Source organism: Natrialba hulunbeirensis JCM 10989 (assembly GCF_000337575.1).
Taxonomy (GTDB): Archaea; Halobacteriota; Halobacteria; order Halobacteriales; family Natrialbaceae; genus Natrialba; species Natrialba hulunbeirensis.
The window spans coordinates 13163-29221 of record NZ_AOIM01000041.1 but is presented as its reverse complement, the minus strand read 5'-3'; the positions used below and the strand labels follow the sequence as shown (position 1 = coordinate 29221).

17 protein-coding genes are annotated in these 16059 nt (G+C 63.7%); 10 read left to right on the top strand and 7 right to left on the bottom strand.

All coding sequences use genetic code 11. The features are described from left to right. Window positions 1–28: 28 nt before the first annotated feature. The 5 genes from C483_RS16310 to C483_RS16290 form a co-directional block, all read right to left on the bottom strand. Entirely contained in the window at window positions 29–331 is a 303-nt protein-coding gene (locus tag C483_RS16310; RefSeq protein WP_006654468.1) for a hypothetical protein, read from the bottom strand. 77 nt (window positions 332–408) lie between these two features. Then, on the bottom strand, window positions 409–1314 hold the full coding sequence (locus tag C483_RS16305; RefSeq protein ID WP_006654467.1) for a metallophosphoesterase: 906 nt from the start codon (window positions 1312–1314) through the stop codon (window positions 409–411). A gap of 9 nt (window positions 1315–1323) precedes the next feature. Beyond that, complete coding sequence (locus C483_RS16300) at window positions 1324–3177, bottom strand: hypothetical protein (RefSeq protein ID WP_006654466.1); 1854 nt, start codon at window positions 3175–3177, stop codon at window positions 1324–1326. Continuing rightward, window positions 3174–4490, bottom strand: coding sequence for a Single-stranded DNA binding protein (locus tag C483_RS16295; protein ID WP_006654465.1), 1317 nt, complete (start codon window positions 4488–4490; stop codon window positions 3174–3176). Before C483_RS16295 ends, C483_RS16300 begins: the two co-directional genes overlap by 4 nt. A 95-nt stretch (window positions 4491–4585) precedes the next feature. Further along, entirely contained in the window at window positions 4586–5575 is a 990-nt protein-coding gene (locus tag C483_RS16290) for an ornithine cyclodeaminase family protein (protein WP_006654464.1), read from the bottom strand. A 265-nt stretch (window positions 5576–5840) separates the two neighbouring features. Here C483_RS16290 and C483_RS16285 point away from each other — a divergent pair, with 265 nt between their 5' ends. From C483_RS16285 to C483_RS16265, 5 genes are all read left to right on the top strand, one after another. Then, complete coding sequence (locus C483_RS16285) at window positions 5841–6341, top strand: Lrp/AsnC family transcriptional regulator (protein ID WP_006654463.1); 501 nt, start codon at window positions 5841–5843, stop codon at window positions 6339–6341. An 89-nt stretch (window positions 6342–6430) separates the two neighbouring features. Then, a complete protein-coding gene (locus tag C483_RS16280; RefSeq protein ID WP_241431528.1) occupies window positions 6431–7012 on the top strand; it encodes a hypothetical protein in 582 nt (193 codons plus the stop codon). Between the two features lie 140 nt (window positions 7013–7152). Continuing rightward, window positions 7153–7815, top strand: a complete 663-nt coding sequence (locus C483_RS16275; protein WP_006654461.1) for a 2,5-diamino-6-(ribosylamino)-4(3H)-pyrimidinone 5'-phosphate reductase — start codon at window positions 7153–7155, stop codon at window positions 7813–7815. 185 nt (window positions 7816–8000) lie between these two features. Beyond that, entirely contained in the window at window positions 8001–8534 is a 534-nt protein-coding gene (msrA, locus tag C483_RS16270) for a peptide-methionine (S)-S-oxide reductase MsrA (RefSeq protein WP_006654460.1), read from the top strand. A gap of 107 nt (window positions 8535–8641) precedes the next feature. Next, window positions 8642–9868, top strand: a complete 1227-nt coding sequence (locus C483_RS16265; RefSeq protein ID WP_006654459.1) for an FAD-dependent oxidoreductase — start codon at window positions 8642–8644, stop codon at window positions 9866–9868. Between the two features lie 45 nt (window positions 9869–9913). On the opposite strand, the gene C483_RS16260 is transcribed toward C483_RS16265, so the two are convergent. Further along, the gene (locus C483_RS16260; protein WP_006654458.1) at window positions 9914–10303 is read right to left on the bottom strand and encodes an STAS/SEC14 domain-containing protein; all 390 of its coding nucleotides are present in this window, start codon (window positions 10301–10303) and stop codon (window positions 9914–9916) included. 168 nt (window positions 10304–10471) lie between these two features. Here C483_RS16260 and C483_RS16255 point away from each other — a divergent pair, with 168 nt between their 5' ends. Both C483_RS16255 and C483_RS16250 read left to right on the top strand, forming a co-directional pair. Further along, window positions 10472–11230 carry an SDR family NAD(P)-dependent oxidoreductase gene (locus C483_RS16255; RefSeq protein WP_006654457.1) on the top strand — a complete coding sequence of 253 codons (759 nt, stop codon included), beginning with the start codon at window positions 10472–10474 and terminating at the stop codon, window positions 11228–11230. A gap of 157 nt (window positions 11231–11387) precedes the next feature. Further along, window positions 11388–12107 (top strand): cob(I)yrinic acid a,c-diamide adenosyltransferase, encoded by a 720-nt coding sequence (locus tag C483_RS16250; RefSeq protein WP_006654456.1) that lies wholly within the window; start codon window positions 11388–11390, stop codon window positions 12105–12107. Window positions 12108–12314: 207 nt separating this feature from the next. On the opposite strand, the gene C483_RS16245 is transcribed toward C483_RS16250, so the two are convergent. Continuing rightward, entirely contained in the window at window positions 12315–13061 is a 747-nt protein-coding gene (locus tag C483_RS16245) for a hypothetical protein (RefSeq protein WP_006654455.1), read from the bottom strand. Between the two features lie 167 nt (window positions 13062–13228). Here C483_RS16245 and C483_RS16240 point away from each other — a divergent pair, with 167 nt between their 5' ends. The 3 genes from C483_RS16240 to C483_RS16230 all read left to right on the top strand — a co-directional run bounded on the left by C483_RS16240 (window position 13229) and on the right by C483_RS16230 (window position 15955). After that, window positions 13229–13987, top strand: coding sequence for an ABC transporter ATP-binding protein (locus C483_RS16240; protein WP_006654454.1), 759 nt, complete (start codon window positions 13229–13231; stop codon window positions 13985–13987). Next, window positions 13984–15552, top strand: coding sequence for a hypothetical protein (locus tag C483_RS16235; protein ID WP_083860447.1), 1569 nt, complete (start codon window positions 13984–13986; stop codon window positions 15550–15552). The genes C483_RS16240 and C483_RS16235 overlap by 4 nt, the downstream gene beginning before the upstream one ends. A gap of 151 nt (window positions 15553–15703) precedes the next feature. After that, window positions 15704–15955, top strand: coding sequence for a hypothetical protein (locus C483_RS16230; protein WP_006654452.1), 252 nt, complete (start codon window positions 15704–15706; stop codon window positions 15953–15955). Window positions 15956–16059 lie beyond the last annotated feature (104 nt).

Below are 16059 nucleotides of genomic sequence, written 5' to 3'. Positions count from 1 at the left end.
CCAGTTCCAGTTCCAGTCCTGGTCCCGCCTACGCGACTTCCTCCGTTTCGTCAGCGAGTCGTACCGTTGCAACCTCGTCTCGATCCCCAAGGACTCGAAAAACGAGTGTCGCGCCATCGTGGACGTACTGCAGGTCAATCGTCGTTACGTCCGCCGTGAATGATGTCTCTGCGTCGGAAACATCCACTGACGACGGTTCGAAATCGTACTCGTCGGGGGCGACACGCGTGGACGCAACGATCGCTTCGTCCTCGTCGTAGACCGTCGCATCGAGTCCACGCTCCTCGCCGTCCGTCACGGAGACTGCAAGCCTGTATGTCTGAAGTGGCATAGTCGGCCTTCGCCAAATCGTCTGATGGGACTGGGGCCTGCGCACGCATGCGCTGAACGTGTTTCGAGTCCGCACCATCAGACCGACTCGTACGGCCCGAGCCGCGTCCCATCGAGCAGATACGCCTCACCGTCGACAACACCATCAGGCAGGAACGGCGACAGAAACGACTGGCCCGCAATGTTCACCCAGGTCCCCCCGACTAGCTCGTTGAACGCCGGCACTACGATCAGTTGCGGCGCTTCAGCATCGTCGTCTCTCACCCACGCTGGCAGCGTGTCACGATCGAGTCCCGGATGCTCTCGAAACACCGTCGGATCTGCCCGTCCACGCAACCAGACCCGTTCGACGCGACTCCCGCCGACCTCGTCCTCGACGCGTACACACGGATGTTCGTGGCCAAGACAGAGCACGTCGGACTCGAGTACCGCCGGTGACGGCCAAGTGTGGCCGTGACAGACGCCGACCGAGCCGTCGCCGAGTGAGATTCCGTCGCCGGGGGTGATAGTGAGTGAGGTCGGCGACGGTTCCGCCGCTGACGACGCCTCCGCATCTGCACCCAGCCACGTCTCGATCGCTCCATCGTGATTCCCCTTGACCACCGTCACGTCCAGTGACTGGAGTGGCTCGGATTCGAAGAGGTACTCGAGTTCACCCCGCTCTGCACCGCCGGGGTCGCCGATGGAGTGCATGAGGTCGCCGAGGACGACCAGGTGGTCGGGGGTAGTGCGTTCGATGAGGGAGAAGAGGCGCTCGCGGCGCTCGGTGGCGTTGCTGGGGACATCGACGCCGCGTTCGTAGCGGAGGGCGGCCTCGTAGCCGGCGTGGTAGTCGGCGATGAGGAGGGCGCGTTCGGGTGTCTGCAGAGATTCCGACGTGTCCCCGGATCCGAGGTCGAGCGTCGCAATTGCGGCCGGTTCGCCGGGTACGGGTTCGACGTGTGGGCCGGTGGTGGAACCGGAGTCGGAGCGGGGAACGGGCATCGGAGTCGATTAAATCGCTTTCAGTGTCTCGTCGTCCGGTTCGTAACACTGACCGCCCATGAGCGCGTCCTGAATGGCGTCTTCGACGTCGGCCTCGGACGCCCCCGTATCGGCAGCGACGGTGTCGACGAGTTCTGCGCGGTCGGCGCCGGTACCGTCGTCGAGTTCCTGCATGGTGTCGACGACGTACTCCTGCAGGTCGATGTCTTCGGCGGGTTCGTCCGCCTGCTCGTCGGCTGCGTCGTCGCTGGCAGGCTCGGCCTGGTCGCCATCGGACTCGACATCTGTTGTTTCGTCAGGCTCGTCTGCTTCGTCTGTCTCGTCATCCGCATCGAGGTCTGCTGCGTCTTCGGTAGTATCCTCGTCCTCGTCTGCGCCATCGTCAACCGTCGACGCTGGCGGCTCACCGAGTTCGTCGTCTACAGCGGCCGACTCCTCGCCAGCCGGCGCCTCGTCCGATGCTGGTTCCGCCTCGTCGCTTTCGTCGTCCGCATCCGACTCTGACGGCATGTCGATATCCGCCTCGCCGGGCTCGTCAACTTCGGCACCCGTCGTGAATTCGGTGCCGAACTCGTCTTCGATCTGCTCGCGTTCCTCCTCGTCCATCTCGTACATGCCGGGGTCGCCGCCGTCGAAGTCTCCGAGTGCGTCGTCCGAATCAGCCGCAGCTTCGGCTTCTGTCTCTGTCTCGGTCTCTATCTCCGGCTCAGAATCCAGCTCAGGCTCCGACTCCACCGCCGATTCCGGCTCCGGCACAGACTCGGACTCTGGCTCTGGCTCCGGCTCCGGCTCTGATTCTAACTCGCTCGTCGACTCAGCTTCCACCTCTGGCTCGGCCTCAGTTCCAGACTCGGATTCGGATCCGGAGTCAGAGTTGGAGTCAAAGTCAGAACGAGACGTACTCGAGTCCCCTTCGGACTCGTCGAACTCGACGGCAGTCGTCTCCGGCTCGCTCGTCGTCGCGGTGCCTGCTGCGGCTGCGGTTTCGTCGCTCGCGTCGGCCGTTGCTGCGATCGGTTCTGGCTCGGGGTCCTGTTCGCCAGCCTCATCGGGTGCTCCCGTCTCGGCTGCAGCCGTGGGTGTGTGAGCCTCGAGGTCGAGGTTCTGACCGTCGACAGCCGCGAGCGAGGCGAGGTGGTCGAACGTCGTGTCGTCGTCGCCTATCCCATCGGGCTGAATCGAAACGCCGCTGACCTCGTCGCGCTCGTCTGCGACGACCTCGACCGCCTCGGTCGCACAGTCGCGAAGCGCCGCGAGGTAGCTTGGCGTCGTGCCGTAGTGGTCCTGTGCGAGCGGAACGCCGGCTGCGAGCCCGGATTCGACGCCGGCCTCGCGGAGTGCATCCGTCAGCGCGTCGCCGTGGGCGTCGACCGTGGCTGCCTCGGCGTAGGTGCTGATCCGGTCGAGTGTCTGCTCGGCCGTGCTGACGACCCAGCGGTCGCGAGTCGCGGCGTCGACTTCGGCGATGCTCTCCGGTCGGATCGAGGTGTAGACACGGTCGCCGTCCTCGGGTTCGAACGTTCGAGCCTTCCCCGAGACCGCGACGAACGCGGGCGGGGAAAGTTGTTCCAGGAACGCCAGCGCTTCGGGCTGGTACTGGCCGGCGTAGACGACGAATGCGCCGGTCGGGTCGACGATTCGGGCACGAAGCATCTCATCGTTGACCGAGGTGATCTCGGTGAGCGTCCCGACGGCGAACATGCGGTTGAGCCGTGCGCCGGTGGGTGACACGACGTAGTTCGGTGCGCGCTCTTCGTCGCTTTCAGCGTAGGAGAACTCCGCATCGTCGTACTCCGCCGCAAAGAGTCGGTAGGCAATCTCTCGGCCTGGAATCTCCTCGTCATCGGACCCGTTCGCGCTCATGCGTTCACCTCCTCGTCCGCGACGATACCATCGTCTGTCCCGCTATCGACGTCCGCGAGGAACGCACTTGCACGCGCCTGCGGATCGTCGTCGCTCTCGCCGAACTGCTCTGCGTCCAGATTCGCACCGTACTCGTCGACCGAGAGATGACCGCGGACGGTGTACTCGTAGCCGACGATGTTGTCGCGAATCGTGTCGGCGACGACAGACTGGTCCATCGCCTCGCGGGCCTGCTCGAGTGCATCGTCCAGCGTGCCGCCGTAGACATCCTCGGTGATTTCGTCGTCGAGGACGACCGTCACGGAGCCCGTGCCGTCGTCGAGGATCGCCTTCACGCGAAGGTCGTCGATGCCGTCGACATCGCCGTGGGTCCGGCACTGGCCCTTCTGGATGACGCGGTAGCACTCCGGACAGCGCTGGATCAGTCCGGAGCCGTCGCGCACTTCGATCACGTTCCCTGCGACCTCGACGTCGTAGATGCCGCCCGTGCGGACGGCCTCGCCGACGTCCATCGAGGTGGTATCAGCGCCGACATCGATCTCGCGGTCGATCGCGCTCACGGTCGAGAACTCCGAGACGTTGACCTCGGGAACCCCACGGAACTCCTGGACGTAGGCGTTCTCGATGCGAATCGGCCCTCCTTCCTCGATTTCGGGGGCAGGATCCCAGTTCGTGAACGGAAGCCGGCCACTCTCGTCGCCGAAAACACCGCTCAGGATCTCCGTTTCGCCGTCGCGGCCGTCGATCGTTCGACGTTCGCACTCGACCACGGCGACCTCGACAGAGACGGCACGGTCGCCAGTCTGCAGGTCGGCAAGGGTTGCGTTACCGCCGATCGTCGCGTCGATCTCGATCGGGTCGTCGACGAACGAGAGCGAGGTGCTCTCGCCGAGGTTGAGTTCGGGTTCGCCGTCCCACTCGCGGACGCCGGCGTTGCCGGCAGTGATCGTGTCGCCCGCCGAGAGGCCGAAGTCCTCCCAGGCGGTGTAATCGATCGTCCCGGTTTCGTCCGCGAGTTCGCCCTCCACGATGACGTGGTCGGAGCCCTGATAGCGAATCGAGCGCTTGCCCGCGGTCAGAACGACACCGGTGACGGTGACGTTGCCGTCGTCGGGCGTGATCTCGCCGACGTTCTTACTCGAGGGCGCGCCGCCCCCACCACTCGAGCCGTCGCCGTACTTGCGGCGAAGGCTCTGGGTGGCTTCGTCGATCGGAACGCTGTACTCCACGAGGTTCTGCAGGTCGGATTTGACCTCCTCTTTGTCAACACCGAGGTCGGAGGCGAGATCCTCGGCATGATCGTCGAGTTCCATCACTTGTCTTTCGTGTGGGGGCTTCAAAAGCGTTCCCGCAGCGGGGTGAAAGTGGTGTGCTGGCTGACGAGAGCAGCCGGTGTAACTATCGGACGTTACTGGTCGACGATCTGGGTAACCGTCCCGACGTCGTCTGCGACCGCGGCCTCGTAGACGACGGAGCCGACTGCGGTGTCCTGAATCGCGAGACCGGTGGAGTCGAAGATCGTGACTGCTTCAGCGTCCGGGCGACCCTGCTCGCTGTCGACGAGATCGCCGAGGAGGCCGTAGACGTCGTCGCGCTCGAAGTCGCCTGCAGCGGTTGGGACGTTGATTTCGCCGGAGTGTGAGCACTGTTCCCAGTCGTCGATGACAACGTCGGCCGAGAGAAGCAGATCGGTCGCCAGCTCCTGCTTGCCCTCGGCGTCCGCGCCCATCGCGTTGATGTGCGTTCCTGGCTCGACCCACTCCTCGCGGAGGATCGGCTCGCGGGATGGGGTCGTCGTCGAGATAACGTCACAGCCGGCGACCTCCTCGGGGGAGCCGCCGCGAACGGTGAGGTCTCGGTCGGACTCCGCCTCGATGAACCGCTCGATGGCCTCGTCGTCGAGGTCAGCGACGACGACTTCCGAGAGGTCTCGTACGGCCGCAATCGCCGCAAGCTGGGTGTGAGACTGCTGGCCGGCACCGAGCAGGCCGAGCGTCTCCGCGTCCTCGCGGGCGAGGTGGTCCGTCGCGACGCCGGCTGCGGCACCGGTGCGGATGCGGGTGAGGTTCGTACCGTCGATGACGGCGAGCGGGTAGCCGGAAGCCGGGTCGCTGTAGACGACGAGTCCCATGACGGTCGGAAGGCCGAAGCGCTCGGGGTTGTCCGGGTGGACGTTGACCCACTTTACGCCGGCACCCTCGCCGACGGCGGCCGGCATGGAACGGAAGTCGCCGTTCTCCTCGGGGATGTCGATGTAGGACTTCGCCGGCATCTGTGCGTCGCCCGTCGCGTGGGCCTGAAACGCCGCTTCGACGGCGTCGATCGCTTCCTCGTGGTCGACGAGTTCAGTGACTGCGTCGCTGTCGATAATTCGGGTTCCCGTGGGTGCGTCTGCCATGGAGTATCGGAGACACGGACATCACTTAGTCTTTCTTCCTACGATATCTGAGATAGTTGTACAAAAATTCAACTCTATGTCCTCCTACCGATCTGGAATTGAAGGATACTGCAAGAACAACAGATCGCGTAAATCCTCCGAGCGTCCGCGAGCTCCGCCAGATGTATGGAAAGCAGACCGCTTGCAAAAATGGCTGCCAGCAGCCAGTTAGAGAATACTCTAACACAACCGGAGCGTTTGTGGGGCTAGACGGCGAGGACCGCGTATGGACGTCGACAGGAAGGATCTCCGCATTCTGAAGGCCATCGCGGACGAGGAGACGCGCAGCCCAGAGCGTATCGCCGAATTGACGGACGTTCCGCTCTCGACCGTACACTACCGGATTGACTCCCTCCGGGAGCGGGGCATCATCCGAAACGACCACTACGACATCGACATGGCCGCACTCGGCTTTCCGATCACCTTCATCGTCGAAGTTATCGCCGAACACGGCGAGGGCTACCGCGAGGACGTGGGCGACCGCCTCCTCGAGATCGACGGCGTGACGCAGGTCTACTTCGCGGCCGGGGATACGGATTTCATCGCCATCTCGCAGCTCTCGGATCGCTCGATGGTCGAGTCGTTGGTGAGCGAGTTCGAGTCGATGGATGGCGTTGTGCGCACGAAATCGACGTTTACGATCAGCACCCTTCGGGACGGCCACGAACCGCTGCAACAGTACTCGATGGAGACGCTGGTAGACGAGCTACTCGATCAGGAGCGGTAGGCTGTTTCCACTCACTGAATCGCTCCAAGCTGAAACACTGTTTTGAGTGGTGACAACGTTCATGTATACTACTGTGTAAAAAAACGCCCATGAAGCGTCGCCATATTCTCACGACAATCGGAACGTCTCTGCCGTTCGTGACAACCGGCTGTCTACAGGGTAGCTCTTCCAACAATGAAGGCGCAGCCACGGCTGGAAGCGATGTCGGCTATGATACCCACCAGCTGGGGGCAGTGCTCGCTACGCATTCCCCCGCTCTTCGCTTCGATACCGATTCATCGGTTGGGGCAGTAGAAGTGTACGAGTCATCGAAGGAGGCATATCGTAGCGTACCGCTGGATCTGGGTCCGATCGCTGATCACCGTTCGACGAACGAAGCGTTCATCGACGCGACTGACTTCGAGTCCGAACTTCTGATCTACGTCGTAACGGAATGGCCACTGACCAACCAGTCTGAAATCGAGGTGGAGAATCTAACGCTGTCTGGGGATACACTCGTTGGGACGGTGAGAGCAATCGGGGACAACGCAGAAGAGGGCGACCAGGCACCGATGTTCCCGGCAGGACTCGTTCGAGTCTCTGTCGACGACGCTCACCTGACTGCGGTCGAGATAACCGTCGTCGATGGACGGGACAACGAGGGTGTGTTCGAAGAAGCGTACAACGGCTGATACGGTTTACTGTAAGTCAGTTCCGGTGCAACTGCGACCCGTGCGGCGGTTGCGCCGGTACATCGTTACAGCAATCCGTATGAGTCTCCCTGTCGGCCGAAACACACCATCTTCTTGGGGATCCCCGCCACAGCGGACGTATGCACGTCGTCGTCAACGCCGCCATGAGCGCGGACGGGAAACTCTCCTCGCGCCGGCGCGAACAGATCGCCATCAGCGGTGCCGCAGACTTCGAGCGCGTCGACCGACTCCGCGCCGACAGCGACGCCGTCGTCGTCGGCGTCGGCACCGTTCTCGCGGACGACCCTCACCTCACCATCAAGGACGAAAATCTTCGTGACGAGCGCCGAACCAACGGCGAGCCAGCGAACCCCGCTCGTGTCGTCGTGGACTCGAGTGCACGCACGCCGTCCGCCGCCGAAGTCCTCGACGACGCCGCGATGACGTACGTCTGCGTGAGTGACGCAGCGCCCGTCGAGCAGCGTGCGGCGCTCGCCGAGCACGCCGACCTCATCACTGCGGGCGACGAACGAGTCGACCTCCTGCGGGCGTTCGCCGCACTGCAGGAGCAGGGCCTCGAACAGGTTATGGTCGAGGGCGGCGGCGAACTCATCTTCTCGCTGTTCGAGGCGGGCCTGGTCGACGACCTTTCGGTGTTCGTCGGCCCCAAAGTGATCGGCGGGCGGGACGCGCCGACGCTGGCCGACGGCGATGGCTTCGTCGAGAACTTTCCCGAACTCGAGTTGGCCGAGGTCGAGCGCCTCGATGGTGGCGTGTTGTTGACGTGGCGCGTCGCGGAGTAGGGAACTGCTCGCATCGCGACCTCGGTTCCGTCTATTGTCGTCCCACCTCGCTTCTACCGCCGTCCAGTTTCCGTCTCTCGTCCATTGCCGTCCCGCTCCTGCCTCCGATCTACTGCCGTCCCACTCCCGTCTATCATCATCCTGGTCCCGTCACACCTTTCCTCACGCATCACGTACCCCAGCGCATGGAACGAGCTACGTTCGGCGGCGGTTGCTTCTGGTGTGTCGAAGCCGCGTTCAAGGCCCTCGACGGCATCGAGGCCGTCACCTCCGGCTACGCTGGCGGCCACACCGAGAATCCCACCTACGAGGCAGTCTGCTCCGGCGAGACTGGTCACGCGGAAGTCGTCCAACTCGAGTACGACCCAAACCAGATCGCCTACGAGGACCTGCTCGAGGTCTTCTTCACGATTCACAACCCGACGACGAAGGATCGGGAGGGTCCGGATATCGGCTCGCAGTACCGCTCTGCGATCTACGCCCACGACGAAGCACAACTCGAGACGGCCGACGCGTTTGCAGCGGCACTCGAGGACGAAGGGTTGTACGAGGGGATCGTCACTGAAATCGAGCCACTCGAGACGTTCTACGAGGCCGCAGAGTACCACCAGGATTACTTCGAGAAGAATCCGAACGACGCCTACTGTTCGATGCACGCGGCACCGAAGGTCGAGAAGGTGCGCGAGCAGTTCGGGGCGGATGCGACGGCGACGCAGTAGGACGAACACGGACCGAGGGAGTGTGTCGCCGTGACAGCTTCTGAAGATTTGTTTCCTGTTATGGCACGGCACCCCCTGAAGCCTGCTGAGACGCTCTGTTATACTCAATGACAATCACAACCGACGTCCTCGTCATCGGCGGCGGCGCAACCGGCACCGGAATCGCTCGCGACCTCGCCCTCCGCGGCGTCGACGTCACACTCGCCGAACGCGGCGGCCTCTCGGCCGGTACCTCCGGACGCTCACATGGCCTCCTCCACAGCGGCGCCCGCTACGCCGAAGCTGACGCCGAGGGTGCACTCGAGTGCCTCGAGGAGAACCGAATCCTGCGGGAGATTGCAGGTGAGTGCATCCGGGAAACCCGCGGCCTCTTCGTGCAGGTAGCCGGGGACGACCCGGCGTACTTCGACGAGAAACGTGCGGCCTGCGAGGAACTTGGCATTCCGGTCGACGTCGTCGACGGCGACGACGCGCGGGAGACGGTGCCCGGACTCGCCGCGGATATCGAACGCGCGATGTGGGTACCGGACGCGGTCGTCCTCCCCTCGCGGCTGGTCGCGGCCACCGCCGCCGACGCTCGCGAGCACGGCGCTCGTATCCTGACACACGCGCCGGTCGAGTCGATGGTACTCGAGGGCGACCACATCGACTCGGTTTCACTCGGCGGCGCAGCAGAGACTGCCGTCGAACCCGAATTCGTCGTCAACGCGACGGGACCACACGCTGGCACAGCCGCGGAGATGGCCGGCGTGACCGTGGAAATGCGCCCGACACGAGGCGTGATGGTCTCTGTCGACCACGACAGTCTCGAACCGGTGCTCAATCGCTGTCGAGAGCCGGCGGACGGCGATATCATCGTCCCGCACGACGACGAGGTCGTACTTGGGACGACGAGCGTGCCGGTCGACGACCCCAACGAGTTCGAACGCGACGAGCGAGAGATCGAGCGGACGATCCGCGAGTGCGCGGCGATGCTCCCCGCCGTGGCCGACGCTACGAAGATTCGGACGTGGTGGGGCGTCCGCCCGCTGTACGAACCCGACGAAGCGGCTCGCGGCGGCCGCGGCATCTCGCGCGGGTTCGTCCAGCTCGATCACGCCGAGGACGGCGTCGCCAACTTCGTCAGTATCGTCGGCGGCAAACTCACCACGTACCGGCGGATGGCTGAATCCGTTTCCGATCTGGTTGCAGACCGGCTTGGGGTGGGGGACTCGAGTACGACGGCCGAGCGAGAACTGATCGGTGCGTCCTCGGCGAGCAAACTCGATGCGTTTGTCGACGAGTTCGACGGCCGGGGGCCGACGGATGCCGATCTGGTCGGTCAGGATGGGTAAGGAGTGAGTAAGTGGCCGGACGCGCTTGTCGCCGAGACACCTGGATTACTGGTTGCGAAGCCACTCGCGTGCGTCGTCTCGGTTGTCGAAGATGCGTGAGGTCGTGTTTTCGCCGACTTCGGTGACCATTTCCTCGACGGACATGTTGCTGACGACGCTTGCGGGCTGGACGATCGCCATATTCTGAAGCGAAGACTCGAACGCGCGCGGATGCCAGTCGTCGTGTGTCCAGTCGCGGTCGTCCTGAGTGACCGTTCCCAGATCGCGGAGGTCGGCGAGCCAGTTCTCGGCACCGCGCTCGATCGCGAGCTCGAGGCCGGCGTCGAGGCCGTCACGGTAATCGTCACCCTTCGCGAATGTGTGCCAGTTCATGAGGACGGCCTCGAGGTCGCCGTCCCACTCGATCGTGAGGTGGTCGCGTTCGTAGTGTGCCATTACAGGAATATTGAGAAATGTTGTAAATAAGTATTCTTGCCAAGTATAACAGAAATGGTAATTGGGTGTAACTCTGTATCTTGGCCCATGGGTGTCTGTGGCGTGTCTTGTCGTCGGTTACCATAGCACCCAAAACACCTATTTGTCGATACTGTGAATTAACAGTCTATGACTCTCGTTGACGACCGCGTTGCAGTCATCACAGGCGCTGGCTCCGGAATCGGACGAACGACGGCGACGACGTTCGCCGACCACGGCGCGTCCATCGTCGTCGCAGACGTGGACGCTGAGGGCGGACGGGCGACCGTCGAGGCGATCACGGACGACGGCGGCGAGGCGACGTTCGTCGAGGCGGACGTTTCTGGCCCCGACGACGCCCAGGCGATGATCGACACCGCCGTCGACGAGTACGGCGGTCTCGACGTACTGTTCAACAACGCCGCGATCGAGGGCCCGGTCGCGCGACTCGACGAGTACGAGAACGACGCCTTCGAGCAGGTCATCGACGTCAATCTGAAAGGCGTCTGGTACGGGATGAAGTACGGCATCAAGGCGATGCTCGAGGACGGCGGCGGCTCGATCATCAGCGCCTCCTCGATCGGCGGCGAGGTCGCCGTGCCCCAGTACAGCGGCTACGGCGCGGCGAAGGCCGCAGTCGGCCAGCTGACCCGGTACGCGGCCATCGAGTACGCAGAAGAGGGGATCCGCGCGAACGCTGTCGCACCCGGCATCGTCCGCACTGAGATGATCGAGCGAACGATCGAGGAACACCCCGACATGGAAGCACAGTTCGAGGAAACCGAACCGATGCCCGGCCTCGCAGACCCCAAGGAAATCGCGAACGCCGTGCTCTTCCTCGGCTCGGATCTCTCCTCGCGCGTCACCGGCGTGACGCTCCCCGTGGAAGGTGGCTACCTCGCCCAGTAACGGACGGGCTACGCACTTCCACTCCCTCCCAGTCCTTCTCACCCCCTCTCACCCTCTCATTTTCAGGGGACGAATTCGAACCACTGGAATCCCCTCTGCAGAAATCCCGACTGCTGTAACCTCAAACCTCGAACGACGCCCGCCGAGGAGTAACTACATGTACACCCGCGCCGACGACTGGCGTATGAGTGAGGAGCAGTCGCCAAGCGAATCGGTACTCGAGAACACCCCCGGCCAGGGACGGACGCCCGAAGCCGAGCGGATCGAGCCCGACGCCCCCGAGGAGTTCGGACTCGTGCAGGTCTGGTGGGGCGACGGCAAGGGGAAGACGACGGCGACGCTCGGGATGGGGATGCGCGCTGCGGGCCACGGCTACCGCGTGCACGTCCTCCAGTTCATGAAGGGCGGCGCATCGAGCGTCGACGCCGTCCGCGGCGAGTACAACGCCATCGACGCCCTGCCGGGGATCAGCTACGAGAATCTGGGTCACTACGGCTGGCACGGGATGGCCGACGGCAGCGACGAAGCCCAGCACGAGGCCGAAGCACAGGCCGGCCTCGAGCGCGCCCGCAAGGTCATCGACGCGGCGGCCGAGGCCGACCTCAGCGCACCGCTCGCACTCGAGGGCGACCCGGCCGACGGCGTCCACATGCTGATTCTGGACGAAGTGCTCTACGCTGCCGAACGCGGCCTGATCAGTGAAGCCGACGTACACGAGTTACTGGATGCGAAACCGGACGGACTCGAGTTGGTTCTCTCCGGCGGCCACGAGGAGCCGGCGTATCTGGCCGAGCGAGTGGATCTGATTACGAACGTTCGCAAGCAGAAGCATCCGATCGAGGATGGTCAGCGGGCTCGTCGCGGGACGGAGTTCTAACTGAATCAGCGCTGTCGATTTGTGCGACTGTGGCAGAATCTCGTTTGTGAGACGGAGAGGCCAGAGTTTGTAGCAACAGGGGCAGGGTCACATAGCGAGGGTCCGAAAACGGTATACTCCGCTGTGTCGCTGGGGAAACTGTACGAGAACACCTCGAAGTGGCTTTTCCCGTTCCTGCTGGCGAGACGACGTAGTACGCTGTACTCCTCAGCCATCGGTTGGATTCGAGTCGACAGAGCGGCGGACAAGCTGTCCGAGGAATAGGAGGAAGCCAACCGATCCGATGATCCCGACGAGGATGAGGACTGCCCGACTCACGCCGGCCATGACGAAATACGGCGTCCCGAGAGCCAACAGCAAGAGACCGATTCCGAACCCGGAGACACGGACGGTTGTTCGTGTCGAGGGGTGCGTTCTCACAGCGAACGCGCCGAGACCGAGCGCTGGAAGAAACAGCGTCAGCGTTGGAACGAAGCCCTCGAACCAGTCATCGAAGTGCCACGGTGTTCCGGAGTCCTGTGACGCGTCGTACGTCAGCAAGAGGAACGCCTCGTCGCCGTCTTCGACCAGAACCGTCCCATTTTCGGTGTCGTGATACTCGAACGCCGACGGAGGCGCTTCGTAGCCGTCGGCGCAGTAGATCACGACATCCGTACAGACGTTCGGTTCCCAGTAGGGAACCTCCCCCTGTGTTGCCCCGCTGTTGGTCCCCTCCTCGAGTGTCCGTTCGATGAACTCCTGGGCCAGTGGGGAGAACTCGTCGACGGGAATCGGTTCGTCCCGGTCGGCGTCGTCGACGTGCGTTTCGAACGTTGCCGTCGATTCGGGTGCGATGTAGTGTGGGTACTCGCTCGGGTCCTCGTACGGTGGGGCATAGGCGCTGTCAGACAGCCCGACGCCGACGAGCGCGAGACTGATACCGAGAAGGAGGAGGATGGACCAACGGACAGTCATACATGACGAATAGTATGCATTACCAAGTATTTTCGGGATGTCCTACAGCGTACAAAACTCGGATGTCTCCGTCTAGGAGGGATGGCACAAAACCAAAACGGGATGACAGAAACTGGTGCCAGCACAGTTATTACCAGTCACTGTGAACGATCGGTCAGCTGATACTGATGGGAGTCCTTCGAGTCGACGAGTTGCGCAAGTCGTACGGCGACGTTCGGGCTGTCGACGGCATGTCGTTCGACGTCGAGCGCGGAGAACTGTTCGGCTTTCTCGGCCCCAACGGTGCCGGGAAGACGACCACGATCCGCTCGCTGACCGGTCAGATCGTCCCCGATGAGGGCACGATCGACGTGCTCGGAACCGATCCGACGACAGCACCGATCGAAACGCGAACGCGCGTCGGCATCCTCCCCGAACAGGCGACGCCGCCGAGCTTTCTCACGCCACGGGAGTATCTCGAGTTCGTCGGCGACGTGCGCGACCTCGACGCGGTGGTCGTCGCGGACGGCATCGACCGCTGGGCCGAACGGCTCGGCTTCGAGAGCAAACTCGAGACGCTACACACCGACCTCTCGCGGGGCCAGCAACAGAAGGTGATGATCGCCCAGGCGTTCCTCCACGAGCCGGAACTGGTGCTCATCGACGAGCCGCTGGCGAATCTGGACCCGCTCGTCCAGGAGCAGGTCAAGCAGTTCCTCACGAGCTACGCCGCAGCGGACAACGCCGTCTTCGTTTCGACGCACAACATCGACGTCGCGGCGGATATCTGCACCCGCGTCGGCATCGTCGCCGACGGCAAAATCGTCGCCGAACGCTCGGTTGCGGACGAGACGAGCGACGACCTTCTCGAGACGTTCCTCGACCACGTCGACGATGCAAACGCGCGTGACCTCCCGTCACTTGAGCGGGACGCGATCCAGACATGAGCGGGGCCGGTACTGAGGTGTCACGGTCCACGCAGTCCTCGAAGTCCTCGAGTGTGCCGGGCCAGCGAGGCGGACCCGGCCGCCAACGGGGCGGTTCGAGTCTCGCTGGCGACGGGACGAACCGGCTGCTGTTCGCCGCACTGCTGCGCGAGGAGTGGCGGCTACACACCCAGCTGTTCGGCGGCGAGCGCTTTCTTACCTTCCCGCTGTTGATCGCCGTGCTCGCCGCCGGTGCGACGGTTGCACTCGTGGAGACGGGAACCGCTGCCTCGACGGTCGTGCTTGGCCTGCACGTCCTCGCGCTCGGTTTCGGACTCTACAGCGGGACCGCCGGTTTCGCGGGCTCGAGCATGCTCGAGAACGTCTTCGGCGGCCTCTCGCTCGTTCTCGGCACGGCCGCGACACTCCCGCTCTCGCGGCGGCGGCTGCTCGGCATCTTCCTCGTGAAGGACGCGTTGTTCTACGCCATCGTCTTCGTCCTGCCGATGGCGACCGCGGCGATTCCCCTCGGCGGCGTATCGGCGACGACGCCGGTCGACGTCGCGACGCTGTGGCTCTCGCTCTCGCTCGTCTTCGCCGCCGGGATGACCGTGACGGTCGCACTGATCGCGTTGCGAACGCGTGGCGTTCCGACGTGGTCGCTGCTGGCCCTCGTCGCCGTTGCCGCCCTCGCAAGCGGCGTCCTCGGCTCCGCGTCGGCGACGCTCGCGGCGGCTCAGACGCTAGTCGTTCCACAGTCCGCGTCGCTCCCGGCAGGAGTCGGAATTGCGGGCGCAACCGCGCTCGTCGCCGCCGCGTCGCTCGCAGTGTACGATCCGACGTACGGCAAGCCGACCCGGACAGCGGCCGACCAGTTTGCGCGCCTTCGCAGACTCGGCGACACCGTCCCCGACGCGACCGGCGTGAACGACCCGCTGGTCGTCAAGACGTTGCTCGACCTCTCGCGCTCCGCCGGCGGCGTCTGGAAACCGTTCGTCTCCGCTGGCATCCTGCTCGCGCTCGTCGCCGCGCTCGTCGGCGTTGTCCACGAAATCACGGGGATCGAGCCCGCGCCCGGCATCTTCTTCGGCGGCGTGCTCGGCCTCTCGGCGTTTACCACCTACAACTGGCTGACGCAGTTCGACGCACTCGAGTCCTACCTCGCGTATCCGGTGACGATCGCCGACGTGTTCCGGGCCAAGCGGACGGCCTTCGTCCTCGTCGGCGCGCCGGCGGTGGCCGTGCCCTACCTCGCCGCAGTACTCTGGTTTGAGGCGACGCTCACCGATGCGCTCGTCGGCGCAGTGTTGCTCGCCGGCTTCGGGCTCTACTACTACGGACTGACGGTCTATATCGCCGGCTTCGACCCGAACGAGTTCCTCTTCGATTCGGTCCGGTTTGGGCAGTTCACTGTTGGTGTCGCGGTCGCACTCGTTCCGGCGCTGGTTGCGGGCTTCGTCGTCGTGCCGCCGACGCCGGAAGTTGCACTCGCGCTTGCCGGTATCGGGATCGGGTTCGGTGCGATTGGCGCAGTGCTCTCGAGTCGTGCAGGGCCGAAGTGGGACGAGAAGTATCGCCACGAATAGGCGATACCAGATGAGGCGAGTAGCTCTCATGTGTGCCGTTCAGCGCTTCGTCGGCGGCGAGTCCCATCAACACGAGAACCGGTCGGGCAGGTGGAACTACCTTTCATCTGCAAGGAGTGCGGAAAACCGGTCGGACGGAGTGGGGTGAGATATGAAAGTCGTCTACAAACCGGGCAACGCGTACGAGGAGATTAACTGCTACGACTTTCGCGAGTACGACCAGGGAATCGTCCTGCACAACGAGGAGGGGTACAACATCGGCTACGTCCCTCACGAGATTCTGAGTCACATCGAACCACATCCCGAGGAGAAGGTCGTGTTCGGGAGCGAGGAGACTCTCGAAGTTCGCGGGAGCAGCGGGGAAGACGGTGCTGGTGAGGAAAGCGACAGCGACGACGAGTAACGCTACCAGCGGGAGTCAACGGACCAGTTTGGAGGTAGGTCAGCCGACGCCGGCAGCAAGTAGCTGGCACTGACAGCCCAGTCGGAACCGACAGGCCGATAGCC

Coding starts and splice junctions, on each gene's coding strand:
- C483_RS16310 (WP_006654468.1), bottom strand. CDS start 331: ATGCCACTTCAGACATACAGGCTTGCAGTCTCCGTGACGGACGGCGAG.
- C483_RS16305 (WP_006654467.1), bottom strand. CDS start 1,314: ATGCCCGTTCCCCGCTCCGACTCCGGTTCCACCACCGGCCCACACGTC.
- C483_RS16300 (WP_006654466.1), bottom strand. CDS start 3,177: ATGAGCGCGAACGGGTCCGATGACGAGGAGATTCCAGGCCGAGAGATT.
- C483_RS16295 (WP_006654465.1), bottom strand. CDS start 4,490: ATGGAACTCGACGATCATGCCGAGGATCTCGCCTCCGACCTCGGTGTT.
- C483_RS16290 (WP_006654464.1), bottom strand. CDS start 5,575: ATGGCAGACGCACCCACGGGAACCCGAATTATCGACAGCGACGCAGTC.
- C483_RS16285 (WP_006654463.1), top strand. CDS start 5,841: ATGGACGTCGACAGGAAGGATCTCCGCATTCTGAAGGCCATCGCGGAC.
- C483_RS16280 (WP_241431528.1), top strand. CDS start 6,431: ATGAAGCGTCGCCATATTCTCACGACAATCGGAACGTCTCTGCCGTTC.
- C483_RS16275 (WP_006654461.1), top strand. CDS start 7,153: ATGCACGTCGTCGTCAACGCCGCCATGAGCGCGGACGGGAAACTCTCC.
- msrA (WP_006654460.1), top strand. CDS start 8,001: ATGGAACGAGCTACGTTCGGCGGCGGTTGCTTCTGGTGTGTCGAAGCC.
- C483_RS16265 (WP_006654459.1), top strand. CDS start 8,642: ATGACAATCACAACCGACGTCCTCGTCATCGGCGGCGGCGCAACCGGC.
- C483_RS16260 (WP_006654458.1), bottom strand. CDS start 10,303: ATGGCACACTACGAACGCGACCACCTCACGATCGAGTGGGACGGCGAC.
- C483_RS16255 (WP_006654457.1), top strand. CDS start 10,472: ATGACTCTCGTTGACGACCGCGTTGCAGTCATCACAGGCGCTGGCTCC.
- C483_RS16250 (WP_006654456.1), top strand. CDS start 11,388: ATGTACACCCGCGCCGACGACTGGCGTATGAGTGAGGAGCAGTCGCCA.
- C483_RS16245 (WP_006654455.1), bottom strand. CDS start 13,061: ATGACTGTCCGTTGGTCCATCCTCCTCCTTCTCGGTATCAGTCTCGCG.
- C483_RS16240 (WP_006654454.1), top strand. CDS start 13,229: ATGGGAGTCCTTCGAGTCGACGAGTTGCGCAAGTCGTACGGCGACGTT.
- C483_RS16235 (WP_083860447.1), top strand. CDS start 13,984: ATGAGCGGGGCCGGTACTGAGGTGTCACGGTCCACGCAGTCCTCGAAG.
- C483_RS16230 (WP_006654452.1), top strand. CDS start 15,704: ATGAAAGTCGTCTACAAACCGGGCAACGCGTACGAGGAGATTAACTGC.